Raw genomic sequence first — 17,754 nt, forward strand, 5'->3', positions numbered from 1 at the left:
CGATACCCGGCTCGTCATTTATCCCCACGCGAGATCCGCTCAAAACCACACCACTCAAAGACAAAATCGCAACCTTGAGTTCACAAGAACCTTACACTGTGCCGCTATTTTCGCTATGGTTATGCGTAAGCATTGCCGCTGACACTTTACGGCAATATAATGAGAATTATTATCATTCAATATGATTTATAGGAGTGAGTGTATGGCTGTAACTAAGCTGGTTCTGGTACGTCATGGTGAAAGTCAGTGGAACAACGAAAACCGCTTTACCGGTTGGTATGATGTTGACCTGTCTGAAAAAGGCGTGGGCGAAGCAAAAGCGGCAGGTAAACTGCTGAAAGAGGAAGGCTACAGCTTCGATTTTGCTTATACCTCTGTGCTGAAACGTGCCATCCACACCCTGTGGAATGTCCTGGACGAACTGGATCAGGCCTGGCTGCCGGTTGAGAAATCCTGGAAACTGAACGAACGTCATTACGGCGCACTGCAGGGGTTGAACAAAGCCGAAACTGCTGAAAAATACGGTGACGAGCAGGTTAAGCAATGGCGTCGTGGCTTTGCGGTCACCCCACCGGAACTGACTAAAGATGATGAGCGTTATCCGGGTCACGATCCGCGTTATGCCAAACTGACCGACAAAGAACTTCCGGTCACCGAAAGCCTGGCACTGACTATCGATCGCGTTATCCCTTACTGGAATGAAACCATTCTGCCGCGCATGAAAAGCGGTGAGCGCGTCATTATTGCCGCTCACGGCAACTCCCTACGTGCGCTGGTGAAATACCTGGATAACATGGGCGAAGATGAGATCCTCGAACTGAACATCCCGACCGGTGTACCGCTGGTGTATGAGTTCGACGAAAACTTCAAGCCGATCAAACATTACTATCTGGGTAACGCTGACGAGATCGCAGCAAAAGCTGCAGCGGTAGCCAACCAGGGTAAAGCGAAGTAATTTCATCAGGCCTACAAGCTTGCTTGTAGGCCTGATTACTCTGTTTTTTATGTCACTTTACCAGCTGTAACGGACGTCCAGGCTACCGTTGAGATCGCCATAATCATTACGTCCCTTTTGCCCAGCAACCTGACCCGTGATGCTCCACTGGCTATTCAGATTCGCCTGAATACCTACTTTCACCTCGGCGCGATCTGCCGGAAGATCCTGCTTCACCTGCGCGCCATCAAACGAAACGGCAACATCATCGCTGGTGTGTAACCAGTTCACCTCCGCAAACGGCTGGATAACCGACGTGGTATTCTTGTGCAGCTTGCCATCTACCCGCAGTCCGAGGCGCGTGTTCCAGCTGTCACCGTTTTGTCCGTCAATACGCGTTCCATTCTGCACAACCGCGTCCGCTTTATATTGCTGCCATGTCACCTGAGCCTGTGGCGTCAGGCTGACAGTGTTCAGGTTTTCAAGTCCAATGTCGTACCGATAACCCGTTTCCAGAGAAACAGCGCTGGCTGTCGAATCATAATCCTTTGAACCCACGTCGCCGTTATTTACGCTGTTATTGTAGAGGCCGTACTGGTACCAGCTATCCACATACAGCCCGCTATGGTCCTTGGCATCCGCAAACCAGGTGGCATAAGCCCCAAGATTGTAACCGGCTACGTTACCACTGGCAGAAAACTGGCTCCCATCCGCCCCTCGGTTACCGGTGCTGTCCGTATCGGCGTTGATATAGCTCACCATCAGCCCTGCTTTCAGGCTCTGCACGCTATCATCCCAGCTCAGTATATCGCCGCCAATCTGGAGCTGAGAATAGTTGTTGTCAATATCCACATGACCGTTTGCAGCCTGTGATGATGCATCACCTGCTTTAAAGCGCATCCACATACTGCCGTCATCGGTACGTAACTGGCTGCCTTCGCGGTCATAAAGGGTCTGCATTTGCAGATTACGCGCCATCCACTGGTTGCCGAGATAGGCGCCGATATCAGCGCGATACTGAGGGTCCACAGGGACGGCATTGCCACCGTCATCCGGATTAACCGGAGTGACATCGCCACCATCGTCAGGATTAACCGGGGTAACGGTCTGCGAGCGCAAATACCAGTCACCACCGTCCTGATAAAAGCGGTATTCATACAATCCGACCTGAACCTGGTTGCCCTGGGTGAAGACGCCGTCAGACTGACCGCCGACATCTATCACCTCGATCCCCTGCGTGGTGAGGGCTCCGTCCCCGCCAGTATTAGTAACAAAGACAGTGGTCGTGCCTGCGGTATCGCCGGAAATGAGGAGCTTATCCGTCGGGGAGGCATCATCCCCCAGCTGTGTATTAAGGGAGAGCGTGCCATTATTACCGGTGTAATTGCCGTTAATGGTGAGGGTGTGACCGGTCTCATTGCTCTGACTGATGGCGATGTTGCCAGCATTCGAGACATCATCATTGATAACGCCGGTACCGCCGAGGGTTGCCCCAGCAGCGACGCTGACAGAGCCGGAAGGTAGGTAGCCCATTAACTGCGAAGATGAGCCAGATACTGTGGGGACGCCGATAACGGCAGAATCAGCGAGCCAGAGGGTGCCTTCGTCGACAAGCGTGTCACCAGCGTAAGTGTTGTTACCGGTAAGCAGCAACGTACCCTGCCCGGTTTTTTGCAGGGACCCAATGCCCTGAATGCTGTTGCTCTCGGTACGGGAGGCTCCCGCGTCGAGGTCATAATCCAGGATCCCACTGTTGGTGATAACACCGGTCACGGCATTAACGGTGGCGCCGGTTTTAATCAGGGTAGTACCTTCAAGGATGGCATAATCTGATTCCAGCCAGAGTGAGCCGCCGCTGTTGACGGTAGTGTTGCTGGCGAAACTGGCTGTTTCTCTGCCGTCGTCGTGTGTTCTAAGTACCAGCGCCCCCCCCTGATTTACAGTCGTGTTTTTAACGATACCATAGACTTCCTGCACACCCTTGTTATTGATGGTCGCGCCGCTGGATAACCCAAAAACGTGTTCCGTTCCGCCAGCATTGATGACGGAATCCACTGCGGTTCCGTACACATAGTTTCTTGCTCCCGAATTGATGGTAGTGTGTTCTGCTCTACCATCGACATCCTGTTGGCCTTTTCCGCTCAGCACGGCATTCACGGAGGTGCCATTCTCCTGAATCTGGAGAGTGCCTCCCGTTACCTGCGCATCCTGAGACAGTCCGCCGTCCATGACATACTGCCATCCGCCTTCTATCGTCGTATTGAAGGCGCTGCCGTAGACCTCCTGATAGTCATCTGTGGTATTCAGGGTCTCTCCACTAACGGACTCACCGGCCGCAACAGTCGGGGTATAATCCGCCATCGCCGGACCAGAGAGTAACCCCAGCAGCGTGGCGATGCCTGCCGCCCTGGCCTGGTTTTTTATCTGACTGTCACCCTGTGCAAATTCAGAAGCCACGACATACATATTACGCGCGGTATTCCAGACGATGTTAAAGTTTTTATTCATATTCATCCCTTTATATTTATATAAATCCTGGGGATATGATAACCCCGGATTTAATATATTTATTACAGGAATGATAAAATTAGGAATATATTTATATTCAACTTAGAAATATATTGAGTATATAAATAAAATGAACTTATTAATATTAATTAAAAAAACCGGCCTGATTCGCCGGTTTTAATAAGGGAGGAAGATAACTTTAACCGCGACGCGCCTTGACCGCATCCGCCAGCTGGCGCAGCACTGCATCGGTGTCTTCCCAACCAATGCAGGCATCAGTAATGCTTTTGCCGTAGGTCAGCGGCTCACCGCTATCCGGGTTCTGATTACCCTCGACCAGATGGCTTTCGATCATCACGCCAATAATCGCTTTTTCGCCGCCAGCGACTTGTCCACAAACGTCTTTCGCAACATCCATCTGCTTTTTGAACTGCTTGCTGGAATTGGCATGGCTAAAGTCGATCATCACTTGCGCAGAGAGTCCTGCTTTAATCAGACCTTCTTTTACGTCTGCGACGTGCTGGGCGCTGTAATTTGGCTCTTTGCCGCCGCGCAGAATAATATGGCAATCGCCATTACCGCTGGTATTCACGATCGCCGAATGACCCCATTTGGTCACGGACAGGAAGCAGTGTGGCGCTCCTGCGGCGTTGATTGCATCAATCGCGACTTTGATCGTGCCATCGGTACCGTTTTTAAAACCAACCGGGCAAGACAGACCCGATGCCAGCTCGCGGTGTACCTGGGACTCAGTGGTACGCGCTCCGATCGCGCCCCAACTCATCAGGTCGGCGAGGTATTGCGGCGTGATCATGTCGAGGAATTCACCCGCAGCCGGCAATCCGCTGTCGTTGATATCCAGTAGCAATTTACGTGCAATGCGCAGCCCATCGTTGATCTGGAAGCTGTTGTCCATGTGCGGATCGTTGATCAGCCCCTTCCAGCCGACGGTGGTACGCGGCTTTTCAAAATAGACGCGCATGACGATTTCAAGCTCGCCTTTTAACTCTTCGCGCAGCGCCAGCAGGCGAGCGGCGTACTCTTTGGCGGCTGCCGGATCATGAATAGAGCACGGCCCAATCACCACTAACAGGCGATCGTCGCTCCCTTTCAGAATTTTATGAATCGCCTTACGGGCATGAGCCACCGTGTTTGCGGCATTTTCAGTAGCGGGGAATTTTTCCAGCAGTGCGACTGGCGGTAATAACTCGTTGATCTCTTTGATGCGTAAATCGTCGTTCTGATAATTCATGATTATTCCAGCGTTGCCATACTTATATAAATGAATGCAATCCCTCCAATCTATATCTTCAGTCATAAAGTGTAAACGGGGTTTTACAGTACGAACCGTGTTATCCCGGGATTACGCAAAAAAACGCAAGAATGTAGCGAATAATGAGATCCAAACCGCAAATTCCAACTGTAATTGCGGATTTTATTATTATTTTCAAAATTCTGTGCTGGCTATCGATGCACATTGTGGATTTTTACCCACTGTACTGTAAGGCAATGCCCAATATTTACGTGGCTGATAACGGGAGAATAGAAGCTCTCCTTTTTAATTTTATCCCCCCAAAAACGGTATGATGTCATACAGTAAAGGTGAGAATAACAAAGGGATGGCACAATGGCGCACTCACATACTCATACTTCCCCTGACCAGCCAAAGGATAATAACGCCCGTCGACTGCTGTTCGCCTTCTGCATTACAGCGGGGTTCATGCTGGTTGAAGTGGTGGGAGGGATACTCTCCGGCTCGCTGGCCTTGCTGGCTGATGCCGGGCATATGCTTACGGATGCAGCAGCACTGCTTTTCGCGCTGCTGGCCGTCCAGTTTTCCCGTCGCCCGCCTACAATACGCCACACTTTCGGCTGGCTGAGGCTCACGACGCTGGCTGCATTCGTTAATGCCATCGCATTGGTCGTTATCACCATTTTAATCGTCTGGGAGGCGATTGAGCGCTTCCAGACACCTCGTCCCGTGGCGGGCGGCATGATGATGGTTATTGCTGTCGCGGGTTTACTGGCCAATGTGCTTGCTTTTTGGGTTTTACATCGCGGCAGTGAAGAGAAAAACCTCAACGTCCGCGCCGCGGCACTGCATGTAATGGGGGATTTACTCGGCTCGGTCGGGGCGATCATCGCTGCGCTGATTATTATCTGGACGGGCTGGACCCCTGCGGACCCTATTCTCTCTATTCTGGTTTCCGTACTGGTGCTGCGCAGTGCCTGGCGATTGTTAAAAGATAGCGTCAATGAATTGCTGGAGGGCGCACCTCATGCGCTGGATATCGCCGCCCTACAGCGACATCTCAGCCGGGATATTCCCGAAGTTCGCAATGTGCACCATGTTCACGTCTGGATGGTGGGTGAAAAGCCGGTCATGACGCTGCATGTGCAGGTGATCCCGCCGCACGATCATGATGCCCTGCTGGAACGTATTCAGCATTTCCTTATCCATCACTACCAGATTGAACACGCGACGATCCAGATGGAGTATCAGCCATGCAATGGGCCGGACTGCCACCTGTATCAGGGCGTGTCCGGCCATTCACATCATCACCATTAATGAGACAGCGCGTGGGAACCTCGTTCACGCGCGCTGTTAATCCACATCCTGCTCCCGTTGAGGGCGATAACCGTCAGGATCATGTATTCCAGCGACATGGCATACACCCCTTGCAGGGCAAAGATCACCACACTGATTACGTTGATGATTACCCACAGCAGCCAGTTTTCAACGTATTTGCGCGTCATCAGGATCATCGCCACAATCGATAGCACCATCATGCAGGAATCCCAGAACGGGAACGCATCGGGTTGCAGTTCAGGCACAGCAACCTGTAACCCCAATGTCTGCATTATGTTGACCGCAATGCGAGTCAGGAACGCAAATACCGGATCGATATAGACCGACATCAGGCCGATCGCTACCACGCAGGCCGCCAGCCAGCCCAGCGCTTTTGGTAACGGTAGCCAGCGAATTTTAAGTTCCGCTTCATGCTGGCTGGTTTGCCGGGACCAGGCGTACCAGCCGTAGATGTTGGCGGCAAAGAAAAAGACTTGCAGCAACAGGCTGGCATAAAGCTGGATCTGAAAGAAGATAATCGCGAACAGCGTGACGTTTATCAGGCCGAAGAAGTAATTGCTGATTTTTTCAAGGCTCGCCAGGCCAATACACAGCAACCCGGCAATCGTCCCCACGGCTTCGATCCACGACAGATCGTAACCACCCGCGCCAATCGGAATATGTACCAGGATGTTCTGCGTGCTAAAAAAGTCCATCTTTTCCCCCAGAGCAAAAATAAATAATTAAGCTCGAAGTGTAGCCGCAAATTCCAACATGCGGTTTAACGGCAACAACGCCCCTTCTCGCAGCGCAGCATCAACATGTATCTCATGAGCCGCTCCGCCTTGTTCCAGGCCCTCAGCAATCGCCTTGAGGCCGTTCATCGCCATCCACGGACAATGCGCACAGCTGCGACAGGTTGCCCCCTCACCGGCTGTCGGCGCTTCAAGCAATTCTTTATCCGGAACGGCCTGCTGCATTTTGTAAAAAATGCCCCGGTCAGTCGCCACAATCAGCTGCTTATGCGGTAACGATTTAGCTGCGGTGATGAGCTGGCTGGTTGAGCCAACCGCATCGGCCATATCAACGATAGACTGAGGGGACTCTGGGTGCACCAATATTGCGGCATCAGGGTAAAGCGCTTTCATACGCGATAAAGCCTGGGTTTTAAATTCGTCGTGAACAATACAGGCTCCCTGCCAACAGAGCACATCTGCGCCGGTCTGTTTTTGCACGTAGTTGCCCAGATGTCTGTCCGGGGCCCAGATGATTTTTTCACCTAAACTATCAAGGTGCTCAATAAGTTCTACCGCGATACTGGACGTGACAACCCAGTCCGCTCGCGCTTTAACGGCTGCGGAGGTATTGGCGTAAACCACCACGGTACGATCAGGATGCGCATCGCAAAACGCGCTGAAAGCATCAATCGGACAACCCAGATCTAATGAACATTCCGCCTGTAAGGTCGGCATCAGGATAGTCTTTTCCGGGCTGAGGATTTTGGCGGTTTCCCCCATAAACCTCACTCCTGCAACCAACAGCGTAGAGGCAGAATGTTTTGAGCCGAACCGCGCCATCTCCAGAGAATCAGAAATACAGCCACCGGTCTCTTCGGCCAATTGCTGAATTTCAGGATCGGTGTAATAGTGCGCGACCATAACGGCATCACGTTCTTTCAACAGTCGCTTGATTTTTTCACGATAAAATTGCTTTTCATCCGCACTCAGCAGCGCTGGCTTCGGCGGAAACGGATAAATTGCTGCTTCTGGATCAAACATCACGCTCATCTTGCTTTCTCATTTTACTGGCTTAACGAAATAACCGATTAAAAGCGTGACGCACGCCATATTCGGTTAGAATTGTTTTGTATGCTAAACAAGATAGCGGATTGGTGTAAGAAAGTCACAAGAATTGCGTGTGATGCATGCCGAATGGCGACTGACGTCTTATCCGGCCTACATGAGTCGTGTCGTCTGTAGGGCTGATAAGCGAAACACATCAGGCAAGCAGGTTCGAATCAAAAATCCTGCGCATAGCAAAAAGGCGCCTTTAGGGCGCCTTTTTACACTGGTGGGGCGTGCAGGATTCGAACCTGCGACCAATTGATTAAAAGTCAACTGCTCTACCAACTGAGCTAACGCCCCGAGTGGTGGGTGATGACGGGATCGAACCGCCGACCCCCTCCTTGTAAGGGAGGTGCTCTCCCAGCTGAGCTAATCACCCGATACTACGCTGGATACTACTTACTAACTGAGTTAGTGGTGGGTCGTGCAGGATGACTCGACTTCGTCTCGCCCTACGGGCCGTTGCTTACGCAACGTTATCCTTCACGTTTTACAATCGCGTTCCACCTTAGCGATTGGTGGGTCGTGCAGGATTCGAACCTGCGACCAATTGATTAAAAGTCAACTGCTCTACCAACTGAGCTAACGACCCACTTTTGCGCTGCTTTTGGTTTGTTTGATATCCCTTGGCAACGGCGGCATATATTACTGATTTCAGATTTTAGCGCAACAAAAATTTCGATGTAAATTACTCAACTGCTTAGGAATCACACGACGCGACCAGAAATAACACGATTTCTGGTCGCATGGTGTGCATTACATCGCGCCAAGGCGTTTTTGCGCTTGTTTCGCGCCATCAGTACCAGGGTATTTAGTGATAACCTGCTGATAAACCGCTTTCGCTTTTGCTGTGTCACCCTTGTCCTGCATGATGACGCCGACTTTGTACATCGCGTCTGCAGCCTTCGGTGATTTCGGGAAGTTTTTAACTACGGATGCAAAATAGAACGCTGCATCATCTTTTTTACCCTTGTTGTAATTCAACTGACCGAGCCAGTAATTCGCATTGGGCAGGTAAGTAGAATCCGGGTACTTTTTGATGAAGTTCTGAAATGCAACGATCGCATCATCCTGACGGGATTTATCCTGCACCAGGGCGATTGCCGCATTGTAATCAGTATTCGCATCGCCAGTTTGCGCCGGTGCGCCTGACGAAGCTGCAGCACCCGCATCGGGTGCCGGGGTTGCCGCCCCACTCTGATCGCCAGCCGCAGATTGCGCCGCAGGCGCGCTACCGCTGCCAAGATTATTCATCTGCAGCAATATCTGTTTTTGGCGTTCAACAACCTGATTCAGCTGATACTGACTTTCCTGAATTTGACCACGCAGGGCATCAATATCGGACTGATTATCGGAGAGTTGTTGCTGGAGTTGGGTTAAAAGCTGACTGTGAGCGTTAGAAATACGCTCGAGTTGAGTGACGCGGTCTTCGACCGAGCCAGAGCCGACACTACTGATTGGCGCCTGAGCAAAAGCGGCCCAGGGGGCCGCTATGCCAACCAGTAACGACAGACTCAACAGATGATGTCTGAAGTTACTGCTCATGCAATTCTCTTAGTAAACCAGTACGGCGCGACGGTTTTTGGCGTAAGCCGCTTCGTCATGACCCAGTACTGCAGGTTTTTCTTTACCGTAAGAAACGATGGAGATCTGGTCAGCAGAAACGCCTTTACCCTGCAGGTACATCTTAACGGCGTTAGCACGACGTTCACCCAGGGAGATGTTGTACTCAGGCGTACCACGTTCGTCCGCATGACCTTCTACGGTGACTTTGTAAGACGGGTTGCTACGCAGGAAGTTAGCGTGCGCATCCAGCATTGCAGCGAAGTCAGAACGGATATCGTACTTATCCAGATCGAAATAAACGATGTTGTTCTGCTGCAGCTGTTGCATCTGCAGACGCGCTTGCTCTTCGGAGGACATGTTGCCGCTACCGTTTGCATCCATACCAGTGCCGGCACCCAGCATGCCTTCGCTGCCGTCATTGCTGGCGTTCTTGTTAGAAGAACATGCCGCAATAGCCATAACAGGCAGAGCAATCATCAGCCCTTTCAGCACTTTGTTCAGTTGCATTTCAATGATTCCTTTATTAATCAATTATTTATTATCACAGATACGGCGACCAGGCAGGGAATTTAACCTGACCATCAGTTGCCGGAAGACGCGCTTTGAAACGCCCATCTGTAGAAACCAAATTCAGCACGGATCCCATCCCCTGAGAAGAGCTGTAGATTACCATAGTGCCGTTAGGTGCCAGACTTGGCGTTTCGTCCAGGAACGTTGACGACAGAACTTGTACGCCACCCGCTACCAGATCTTGTTTGGCAATGTGCTGCTGACCATTAGCCGAGCTTACCATTACCATAAACTTACCGTCGCTGCTGACATCAGCATCCTGGTTTTGTGAACCTTCCCAGGTAATACGCTGCGGAGCACCGCCGTTGACGTTAACTTTATACACCTGCGGACGACCGGCCTGGTCAGACGTAAAGGCCAGGTTTTGGCTGTCCGGGAACCAGGTAGGTTCCGTGTTGTTGCTACGACCATCAGTGACCTGACGGATCTGACCAGAACCGATGTCCATGACATACAGATTCAGGCTACCGGTTTTAGACAGGGCAAACGCCAGTTTGCTGCCATCCGGAGAAAACGCAGGTGCACCGTTGTGACGCGGGAACGAAGCAACCTGACGCACTGCGCCGTTGGACAACGTCTGAATAACCAGCGCTGAACGACCGCTTTCGAAGGTAACGTAGGCCAGTTTAGAACCGTCCGGAGACCACGCCGGAGACATCAGCGGCTGCGGAGAGCGGTGAACGACAAACTGGTTGTAACCATCGTAGTCAGACACACGTAATTCGTACGGGAACTGACCACCGTTCGTCTGAACAACATACGCGATACGAGTACGGAATGCGCCCTTAATACCAGTCAGTTTTTCAAAAACTTCGTCACTTGCGGTATGGCCCGCATAACGCAGCCACTGCTTGTTCACTTTATATGTGTTCTGTGCCAGTACGGTACCTGGTGCGCCACCGGTATCAACCAGTTGATATGCAACGCTATAGGAACCATCCGGGTTTGGCGTAACCTGGCCAACCACTACGGCATCAATACCCAGGGCAGACCATGCAGCAGGCTGAACTTCAGCCGCAGTCCCCGGCTGCTGCGGCAGGCGAGAACGGTCTAATGGGTTAAATTTACCGCTGTTACGCAGGTCAGCACCTACGATACCACCGATATCTTCAGGTGCAGCGCCCGGCCCTGCCCACTGGAACGGGACAACACCAATCGGGCGTGCCGAGTCCACCCCTTGGGTGATCTCGATACGTACTTCTGCATGCAGCACTGCTGCCCACAGCATCAGAAAACCAAATGCTACTCGTAATGCCTGCTTCATCATATCTCCCTTATCTGGACGGAACGCCCACGATAATTTAGCAGAATGTTAACAAACTCAAATACACAAAACTACCAGAACTCTGTCTCAACCTTAGACTGTTTCCCCCGATTCCTCAGGGGTCGTTATTACAGTTTAAAGTCCAGTTTGGCATCTTTTACTTTTTCATAAACAGCCTGGCTAGGCGGCTTAGGAATTCTGGCTGTTTTCGCAGCCGTCAGCGCAGCCTGGCACAATGCCGGATCCCCGCCCTCTTCGGTCACATCCAGTAGCAGACCATCAGGCGCTAACTTGATATGTAATACGCAGGATTTACCCGCATACAAATCGGCGCCATACAGACGACTCTGAATCGCATTACGAATTTGAGATGCGTAAGCACTGATATCAGCGCCAGATGCACCGCCATTTGCACCACTTGTACCACTATCTTTCGCCGGTTGGCCGTTTCCTTTCGCTCCACCGCCCGATTTCGGTGCATTCTTACCGGAGCTTAAGTCACCTAATAAGTCGTCAACACCCGAAGCGGCAGCGGCTTTTTCGGCAGCGGCTTTTTTCGCAGCAGCGGCTTTATCTGCCGCAGCTTTCTTATCGGCAGCAGCTTTCTCGGCTGCAGCCTTTTTATCTGCTGCAGCTTTTTCAGCAGCAGCTTTCTTGTCAGCGGCAGCCTTTTCAGCAGCGGCAGCTTTCGCGGCGGCGGCTTTTTCTGCTTTCTCAGCGGCAGCTTTCTCGGCTGCTGCTTGCTTAGCGGCTTCAGCCTGTGCTTTCTTCGCAGCGTCCGCGGCTGCCTTAGCAGCTTGTGCTTCGGCAACCTTCTTAGCATCGGCAGCCGCTTTTGCAGCTTCCGCCTCAGCTTTCTTCTGGGCATCAGCAGCGGCTTTCTTCGCGGCATCTGCCGCTTGTTTCGCCTGAGCATCTGCTTTAGCTTTCGCATCTGCAGCAGCCTTCGCCGCAGCCTCTTCAGCCTGCTTTTGTTGCTCCTGTGCTTTCGCCGCAGCGGCTTCAGCCTGTTTCTGCTGTTCCGCCTGCTCGCGCACTTTTTCCTGCGCCGCTAAACGTTCTTTTTCCAGCTGTTTCAGACGCTCTTGCTCTGCCGCCTGCTTCTCACGAAGCTCTTCGGCCTGCTGCTGCGCCTGTTTCTCACGCTGTTCTTCTGCACGTTTCGCACTTGCCTGCTGTTGCTGCTGCCTGTCGTACTGTTGAACAACAGCACCAGGATCGACCATAACGGCGTCGATGGACGAACCGCCACCGCCGCCGGCTGAAGCATCAATGTGCTCATCGAACGAACTCCAGATCAGCGCTGCAAATAAAATGACATGCAGCACCGCTGAAATAATTATCGCCCTTTTGAGCTTGTCGTTTTGTTCGGTTGCCTTTGACACTCTCGGTTCCCAAAAAACTGTTCGCCTGTTACGCGCTATCTTTCAAGCCAGCAAAACGCCGTCATCAGATTGGCTGCGTCATCAAGCCAACCGATTTAACGCCTGCACTGTGTAACAAGTTCAGCGCTTTAATTATTTCATCATAAGGCACGTCTTTCGCACCACCGATTAAAAATACCGTTTTCGGATTGGTCTGCAGGCGGCTCTTCGCTTCCGCGATAACCTGCTCCGGCGGCAGCTGATCCATCCTGTCTTTTTCAACCACCACGCTGTATTGCCCAACACCGGAAACTTCAATAATGACCGGTGGCTCGTCGTTACTGCTGACGGCTTGCGATTCAGTCGCATCCGGCAGGTCGACTTCCACACTCTGCGTAATGATCGGCGCGGTTGCCATAAAGATCAGCAACAGCACCAGCAGTACGTCGAGCAACGGTACAATATTGATTTCAGACTTAAGTTCGCGACGACCTCGTCCACGCGTTCTGGCCATGGTTTACCCCTTGTTGCTCTCGCTAACGGTAAACGCCTGGCGGTGCAGAATCGCGGTGAACTCTTCCATAAAGTTGTCGTAATTCAGTTCCAGCTTGTTCACGCGCTGATTCAGTCGGTTGTAAGCCATAACCGCCGGAATTGCCGCAAACAGACCGATGGCCGTTGCAATCAACGCTTCCGCGATACCCGGTGCAACCATTTGCAGCGTCGCCTGTTTTACCGCGCCCAGCGCGATAAATGCGTGCATGATCCCCCAAACGGTACCGAACAGACCGATATACGGGCTGATGGAGCCGACAGTGCCGAGGAATGGAATATGCGTTTCCAGCGTTTCCAGTTCACGGTTCATCGAGATACGCATCGCACGGGATGCCCCCTCAACGACCGCTTCCGGCGCATGACTATTCGCCCTATGCAGACGCGCAAATTCTTTGAATCCGCTGTAGAAAATTTGCTCTGAACCCGCCAGATTATCACGACGCCCCTGGCTTTCCTGGTACAGGCGCGACAATTCAATGCCGGACCAGAACTTGTCTTCAAACGCTTCGGCTTCACGTGAAGCAGCATTAAGAATACGGGTCCGCTGGATAATAATGGCCCAGGATGCGATTGAGAAACCAATCAAAATCAACATGATAAGTTTAACCAGAAGGCTTGCCTTCAGGAACAAATCAAGGATATTCATGTCAGTCACTGCTTAAACTCCGCGACAATAGACTTGGGAAGCGCACGAGGCTTCATTTTGAGTGGATCAACGCAAACAATCAGAACGTCGGCTTCATTCAGCACGACGTTCTCTGCGTTGACAATGCGTTGCGTGAAAACCAATGAGGTGCCACGCATTGACGTAATTTCGGTTTGGACTTCGAGCATATCGTCAAGCCGGGCAGGCGCAAAATACTCCAGGGTCATCTTGCGCACCACAAAGGCTACACGTTCGGCCAACAGAACCTGCTGACTAAAGTGATGATGACGCAGCATCTCTGTGCGTGCTCTTTCATAAAAAGCGACGTAGCTGGCGTGATAAACCACCCCACCGGCATCGGTGTCTTCATAATAGACACGAACCGGCCATCGAAAAATATACTTATTCATTCTTACTGCCTCTTTGTTGGCTTCGCCCACTCACACCGGTCGCTTAACGTTGTAAGCGCCTGGTGACTCGCGTTCTTGCCGCCGCGATGCATCAAGAATGTCGTTGTATATCGCGCTGTCTTCACTTTACATCCCGGTAATGCAATTAGGTTAGTGCTTTCAAACTTCGCTACTATACGCGCGGGAATGGTGCTTTGGAATGGGGGAAAGTAAACGGAGAGTAAAAAATTATGGGCTTATGCAAGCCCATAAATATTTAAGGATGTTTCTTATTCAAAAGAAGAAGAAAATCAGACCAACAACGAGGACGATATCTGCGATCAGCGGGCAGAAGATGCCCTGCCAGTGTACGGCGCGAGGACGAAAGCCAACGCCGTGAATGATGCCTGCGCAGACCGCCCACATCAGCAGAAAACCATGCCAGATTTCAAGCGTACTGGTTTTAGCTGCGAAACGTGACGGATCCCAGAATATGCAGCCGGCCAACACGATTGCCAGCACAAAGGAAAGCGCCCGCAAGGGGCGCTTGTCCATCGCGTTGTATACCACCGCGATAATGTTGATCATCAACTGTCTTCTTGTCCGGCCTTGCCTGATTCAACGTGCTCAAGCGCCAGCGCTGTGATTATCCCAAATGCACAGGCAAGAAGCGTTCCCAAAATCCATGCGAAATACCACATTTTAAGCTCCTTACTTAGTACAGAGAGTGGGTGTTGCTTTCAATATCTTCTTTGGTGATGCGACCAAACATCTTCCAGTAACACCAGCCGGTGTACAGCAGAATGATCGGTACGAACACACAAGCTACATACGTCATCAGATTCAGCGTCAGCTGGCTGGACGTTGCATCCCACATGGTCAGACTCGCATTCATCATGGTGCTGGATGGCATCACAAACGGGAACATCGCGATACCGGCAGTCAGGATGATGCAGGCTAACGTCAGTGAGGAGAAGATGAACGCCCAGGCCCCTTTCTCCATACGGGAAGTCAGAATGGTCAACAGCGGCAGAACCACGCCCAACGCCGGAACCAGCCACAGAATAGGTGCATTGTTAAAGTTCACCATCCATGCGCCCGCTTCACGCGCCACTTCTTTGGTCATCGGGTTAGAAGCGGCGTGGTGATCCAGTGCGGAAGTCACAACATAACCATCAATACCGTAAATAACCCAAACGCCGGCCAGTGCGAAGCAAACCAGAGTCACCAGCGCCGCAACCTGTGAGGTGGTACGTGCACGCAGATGTAGTTCGCCTACGGTACGCATCTGCAGATAGGTTGCGCCCTGAGTGATGATCATCCCTACGCTCACAACCCCTGCCAGCAGACCAAACGGATTCAGCAGTTGGAAGAAGTTACCGGTGTAGTACAAGCGCATGTACTCATCCATGTGGAACGGAACACCTTGCAGCAGGTTGCCAAACGCAACACCGATAACCAGCGGCGGCACGAAGCTACCGATGAAGATGCCCCAGTCCCACATGTTGCGCCAGCGCATGTCTTCGATCTTGGAGCGGTAATCAAAACCGACCGGACGGAAGAACAAAGACGCCAGTACCAGGATCATCGCCACATAGAAACCGGAGAACGCAGCGGCATACACCATCGGCCAGGCAGCGAACAGTGCGCCACCCGCGGTGATGAGCCAAACCTGGTTACCGTCCCAGTGCGGGGCGATGGAGTTAATCATAATTCGACGCTCGGTATCATTACGACCGAGGAAACGGGTGAGCATGCCCACCCCCATGTCGAAGCCATCAGTGACCGCAAAACCAATCAGCAGAATGCCAACCAGCAGCCACCAGATAAAACGCAATACTTCATAATCGATCATTTGACGACTCCTGTCTTAGCGTGCCGGCTGAGAAGTCACAGTGGACTGCTCGTAGTGATAACGACCGGTTTTCAGGCTACTCGGCCCAAGGCGTGCGAACTTGAACATCAGATACAGTTCAGCCACCAGGAACAGGGTATACAGGCCGCAAATCAACAGCATCGAGAAGATGAGGTCGCCAGCGGTCAGCGAAGAGTTCGCTACGGCTGTTGGTAACACTTCACCAATCGCCCACGGTTGACGACCGTACTCTGCGACAAACCAACCGGATTCAATAGCAATCCACGGCAGCGGAATCGCATACAGCGCGGTGCGCAGCAGCCATTTTTTCTCGCCGATACGATTACGAATCACGGTCCAGAAGGACACAGCAATGATAGCCAGCATCAGGATGCCGCACGCCACCATAATACGGAATGCGAAGTACAGCGGTGCAACACGAGGGATAGAGTCTTTCGTGGCTTGCTGAATTTGCGCTTCGGTCGCGTCGGTGACGTTGTCCGTGTAGCGTTTCAGCAGCAGACCATAGCCCAGATCTTTCTTCATGCTGTTGAACTGGTCGCGAACAGCCTGATCGGTAGAACCTGCACGCAGTTCTTCCAGCAGTTGATACGCTTTCATCCCGTTACGGATACGCTCTTCGTGCTGCACCATCAGATCTTTCAGACCAATGACCGGTGTATCAACGGAGCGGGTAGCGATGATGCCCAGGGCATAAGGAATTTGAATCGCAAAATGGTTTTCCTGCGCATCCTGGTCCGGAATACCGAACAGCGTAAAGGATGCCGGTGCAGGTTGAGTTTCCCACTCGGCTTCAATAGCAGCAAGTTTGGTTTTCTGCACGTCGCCCATTTCGTAACCAGATTCATCACCCAGAACGATAACAGACAGAATGGCAGCCATACCAAAGCTGGCAGCGATAGCAAAAGAACGTTTAGCAAACGCGAAGTCACGGCCGCGCAGCATATAGTAGGAGCTGATACCCAGAACGAACATCGCGCCACAAACATAACCAGAAGCCACAGTGTGAACAAATTTCACCTGTGCTACCGGGTTGAGCACCAGTTCAGAGAAGCTCAGCATCTCCATACGCATGGTTTCAAAGTTGAAATCCGCAGCGATTGGGTTTTGCATCCAGCCGTTCGCAACCAGAATCCACAGTGCGGACAGGTTTGAACCTAAGGCCACCAGCCAGGTGACGCACATATGCTGGACTTTACCCAAACGGTCCCAGCCGAAGAAGAACAGACCTACAAAGGTGGATTCGAGGAAGAAGGCCATCAAACCTTCAATCGCCAGCGGCGCACCGAAAATATCCCCTACATAGTGGGAATAGTAAGACCAGTTAGTCCCGAACTGGAACTCCATGGTCAGACCGGTTGCCACACCCAGAGCGAAGTTGATACCAAACAACTTGCCCCAGAACTTGGTCATATCTTTATAAATCTGTTTGCCGGAAAGGACGTAGACCGTTTCCATGATGGCCAACAAGAACGCCATACCGAGCGTCAGTGGCACAAACAGGAAGTGGTACATCGCGGTCAAGGCAAACTGTAAGCGCGACAGTTCGACTATATCTAACATCATGACTCCTTGCTCATCGCATGAAGACTCCGAGAGTGAACCCCGTTAGAAAGGGTCACACGCATGCCCCAATACAAATTTATTTGCTTCCTTCCCCCGCTGCTCT

Annotated in this window: 17 protein-coding genes and 3 tRNA genes; 2 read left to right on the forward strand and 18 right to left on the reverse strand. The window is 51.8% G+C overall.

Going from position 1 to position 17,754, the window contains the following annotated elements; genetic code table 11:
- The first annotated feature begins 202 nt into the window (after positions 1-202).
- Positions 203-955, forward strand: a complete 753-nt coding sequence (gene gpmA / locus EHN13_RS09190; RefSeq protein ID WP_003022999.1) for a 2,3-diphosphoglycerate-dependent phosphoglycerate mutase — start codon at positions 203-205, stop codon at positions 953-955.
- Positions 956-1,012: 57 nt separating this feature from the next.
- Here the strand turns inward: gpmA and EHN13_RS09195 are convergent, their stop codons facing one another.
- Both EHN13_RS09195 and aroG read right to left on the reverse strand, forming a co-directional pair.
- Positions 1,013-3,442 carry an autotransporter outer membrane beta-barrel domain-containing protein gene (locus tag EHN13_RS09195; RefSeq protein WP_170166184.1) on the reverse strand — a complete coding sequence of 810 codons (2,430 nt, stop codon included), beginning with the start codon at positions 3,440-3,442 and terminating at the stop codon, positions 1,013-1,015.
- A gap of 199 nt (positions 3,443-3,641) precedes the next feature.
- A complete protein-coding gene (gene aroG / locus EHN13_RS09200) occupies positions 3,642-4,694 on the reverse strand; it encodes a 3-deoxy-7-phosphoheptulonate synthase AroG (protein WP_003831449.1) in 1,053 nt (350 codons plus the stop codon).
- A gap of 375 nt (positions 4,695-5,069) precedes the next feature.
- On the opposite strand from aroG, the gene zitB reads away from it, so the two are divergent.
- Positions 5,070-6,011, forward strand: a complete 942-nt coding sequence (gene zitB / locus EHN13_RS09205) for a CDF family zinc transporter ZitB (protein ID WP_086523626.1) — start codon at positions 5,070-5,072, stop codon at positions 6,009-6,011.
- Here the strand turns inward: zitB and pnuC are convergent.
- The 16 genes from pnuC to cydA all read right to left on the reverse strand — a co-directional run bounded on the left by pnuC (position 6,008) and on the right by cydA (position 17,648).
- Positions 6,008-6,727 (reverse strand): nicotinamide riboside transporter PnuC, encoded by a 720-nt coding sequence (gene pnuC, locus EHN13_RS09210; protein ID WP_101741888.1) that lies wholly within the window; start codon positions 6,725-6,727, stop codon positions 6,008-6,010. The two genes, zitB and pnuC, sit on opposite strands and share 4 nt — an antisense overlap.
- Positions 6,728-6,754: 27 nt before the next feature.
- The gene (gene nadA, locus EHN13_RS09215) at positions 6,755-7,798 is read right to left on the reverse strand and encodes a quinolinate synthase NadA (protein ID WP_124021284.1); all 1,044 of its coding nucleotides are present in this window, start codon (positions 7,796-7,798) and stop codon (positions 6,755-6,757) included.
- Positions 7,799-8,079: 281 nt separating this feature from the next.
- A tRNA-Lys gene (locus tag EHN13_RS09220) sits at positions 8,080-8,155 on the reverse strand.
- 3 nt (positions 8,156-8,158) lie between these two features.
- A tRNA-Val gene (locus EHN13_RS09225) sits at positions 8,159-8,234 on the reverse strand.
- 137 nt (positions 8,235-8,371) lie between these two features.
- Positions 8,372-8,447 (reverse strand) — tRNA-Lys (locus EHN13_RS09230).
- Between the two features lie 164 nt (positions 8,448-8,611).
- The gene (gene cpoB, locus EHN13_RS09235) at positions 8,612-9,400 is read right to left on the reverse strand and encodes a cell division protein CpoB (protein ID WP_048212240.1); all 789 of its coding nucleotides are present in this window, start codon (positions 9,398-9,400) and stop codon (positions 8,612-8,614) included.
- Positions 9,401-9,409: 9 nt separating this feature from the next.
- Complete coding sequence (gene pal / locus EHN13_RS09240) at positions 9,410-9,928, reverse strand: peptidoglycan-associated lipoprotein Pal (protein ID WP_003022983.1); 519 nt, start codon at positions 9,926-9,928, stop codon at positions 9,410-9,412.
- A gap of 34 nt (positions 9,929-9,962) precedes the next feature.
- Positions 9,963-11,255 carry a Tol-Pal system beta propeller repeat protein TolB gene (gene tolB, locus EHN13_RS09245; protein ID WP_038638949.1) on the reverse strand — a complete coding sequence of 431 codons (1,293 nt, stop codon included), beginning with the start codon at positions 11,253-11,255 and terminating at the stop codon, positions 9,963-9,965.
- Positions 11,256-11,383: 128 nt separating this feature from the next.
- Positions 11,384-12,640 carry a cell envelope integrity protein TolA gene (gene tolA / locus EHN13_RS09250; protein WP_003022980.1) on the reverse strand — a complete coding sequence of 419 codons (1,257 nt, stop codon included), beginning with the start codon at positions 12,638-12,640 and terminating at the stop codon, positions 11,384-11,386.
- Positions 12,641-12,704: 64 nt separating this feature from the next.
- Complete coding sequence (gene tolR, locus EHN13_RS09255) at positions 12,705-13,133, reverse strand: colicin uptake protein TolR (protein WP_005125437.1); 429 nt, start codon at positions 13,131-13,133, stop codon at positions 12,705-12,707.
- Between the two features lie 3 nt (positions 13,134-13,136).
- A complete protein-coding gene (gene tolQ / locus EHN13_RS09260; RefSeq protein WP_003022976.1) occupies positions 13,137-13,829 on the reverse strand; it encodes a Tol-Pal system protein TolQ in 693 nt (230 codons plus the stop codon).
- Positions 13,826-14,230 (reverse strand): tol-pal system-associated acyl-CoA thioesterase, encoded by a 405-nt coding sequence (ybgC, locus tag EHN13_RS09265; protein WP_124021285.1) that lies wholly within the window; start codon positions 14,228-14,230, stop codon positions 13,826-13,828. Before ybgC ends, tolQ begins: the two co-directional genes overlap by 4 nt.
- 273 nt (positions 14,231-14,503) lie before the next feature.
- Positions 14,504-14,797, reverse strand: coding sequence for a cyd operon protein YbgE (gene ybgE / locus EHN13_RS09270; protein WP_167469990.1), 294 nt, complete (start codon positions 14,795-14,797; stop codon positions 14,504-14,506).
- The gene (cydX, locus tag EHN13_RS09275; RefSeq protein ID WP_003022970.1) at positions 14,797-14,910 is read right to left on the reverse strand and encodes a cytochrome bd-I oxidase subunit CydX; all 114 of its coding nucleotides are present in this window, start codon (positions 14,908-14,910) and stop codon (positions 14,797-14,799) included. The genes ybgE and cydX overlap by 1 nt, the downstream gene beginning before the upstream one ends.
- A 14-nt stretch (positions 14,911-14,924) precedes the next feature.
- Positions 14,925-16,064, reverse strand: coding sequence for a cytochrome d ubiquinol oxidase subunit II (cydB, locus tag EHN13_RS09280; RefSeq protein ID WP_005125441.1), 1,140 nt, complete (start codon positions 16,062-16,064; stop codon positions 14,925-14,927).
- A gap of 15 nt (positions 16,065-16,079) precedes the next feature.
- Positions 16,080-17,648 (reverse strand): cytochrome ubiquinol oxidase subunit I, encoded by a 1,569-nt coding sequence (gene cydA / locus EHN13_RS09285; protein ID WP_005125442.1) that lies wholly within the window; start codon positions 17,646-17,648, stop codon positions 16,080-16,082.
- Positions 17,649-17,754 lie beyond the last annotated feature (106 nt).

The organism is Citrobacter youngae, assembly GCF_003818115.1.
GTDB classification, from domain to species: domain Bacteria; phylum Pseudomonadota; class Gammaproteobacteria; order Enterobacterales; family Enterobacteriaceae; genus Citrobacter; species Citrobacter youngae.

Excerpts from the sequence above, each read along its gene's own strand:
- cpoB (WP_048212240.1), bottom strand. The coding sequence starts at position 9,400 with ATGAGCAGTAACTTCAGACATCATCTGTTGAGTCTGTCGTTACTGGTT.
- pnuC (WP_101741888.1), bottom strand. The coding sequence starts at position 6,727 with ATGGACTTTTTTAGCACGCAGAACATCCTGGTACATATTCCGATTGGC.
- cydA (WP_005125442.1), bottom strand. The coding sequence starts at position 17,648 with ATGTTAGATATAGTCGAACTGTCGCGCTTACAGTTTGCCTTGACCGCG.
- gpmA (WP_003022999.1), top strand. The coding sequence starts at position 203 with ATGGCTGTAACTAAGCTGGTTCTGGTACGTCATGGTGAAAGTCAGTGG.
- tolR (WP_005125437.1), bottom strand. The coding sequence starts at position 13,133 with ATGGCCAGAACGCGTGGACGAGGTCGTCGCGAACTTAAGTCTGAAATC.
- ybgE (WP_167469990.1), bottom strand. The coding sequence starts at position 14,797 with ATGATCAACATTATCGCGGTGGTATACAACGCGATGGACAAGCGCCCC.
- aroG (WP_003831449.1), bottom strand. The coding sequence starts at position 4,694 with ATGAATTATCAGAACGACGATTTACGCATCAAAGAGATCAACGAGTTA.
- ybgC (WP_124021285.1), bottom strand. The coding sequence starts at position 14,230 with ATGAATAAGTATATTTTTCGATGGCCGGTTCGTGTCTATTATGAAGAC.
- cydX (WP_003022970.1), bottom strand. The coding sequence starts at position 14,910 with ATGTGGTATTTCGCATGGATTTTGGGAACGCTTCTTGCCTGTGCATTT.
- tolB (WP_038638949.1), bottom strand. The coding sequence starts at position 11,255 with ATGAAGCAGGCATTACGAGTAGCATTTGGTTTTCTGATGCTGTGGGCA.
- pal (WP_003022983.1), bottom strand. The coding sequence starts at position 9,928 with ATGCAACTGAACAAAGTGCTGAAAGGGCTGATGATTGCTCTGCCTGTT.
- nadA (WP_124021284.1), bottom strand. The coding sequence starts at position 7,798 with ATGAGCGTGATGTTTGATCCAGAAGCAGCAATTTATCCGTTTCCGCCG.
- EHN13_RS09195 (WP_170166184.1), bottom strand. The coding sequence starts at position 3,442 with ATGAATAAAAACTTTAACATCGTCTGGAATACCGCGCGTAATATGTAT.
- cydB (WP_005125441.1), bottom strand. The coding sequence starts at position 16,064 with ATGATCGATTATGAAGTATTGCGTTTTATCTGGTGGCTGCTGGTTGGC.
- zitB (WP_086523626.1), top strand. The coding sequence starts at position 5,070 with ATGGCGCACTCACATACTCATACTTCCCCTGACCAGCCAAAGGATAAT.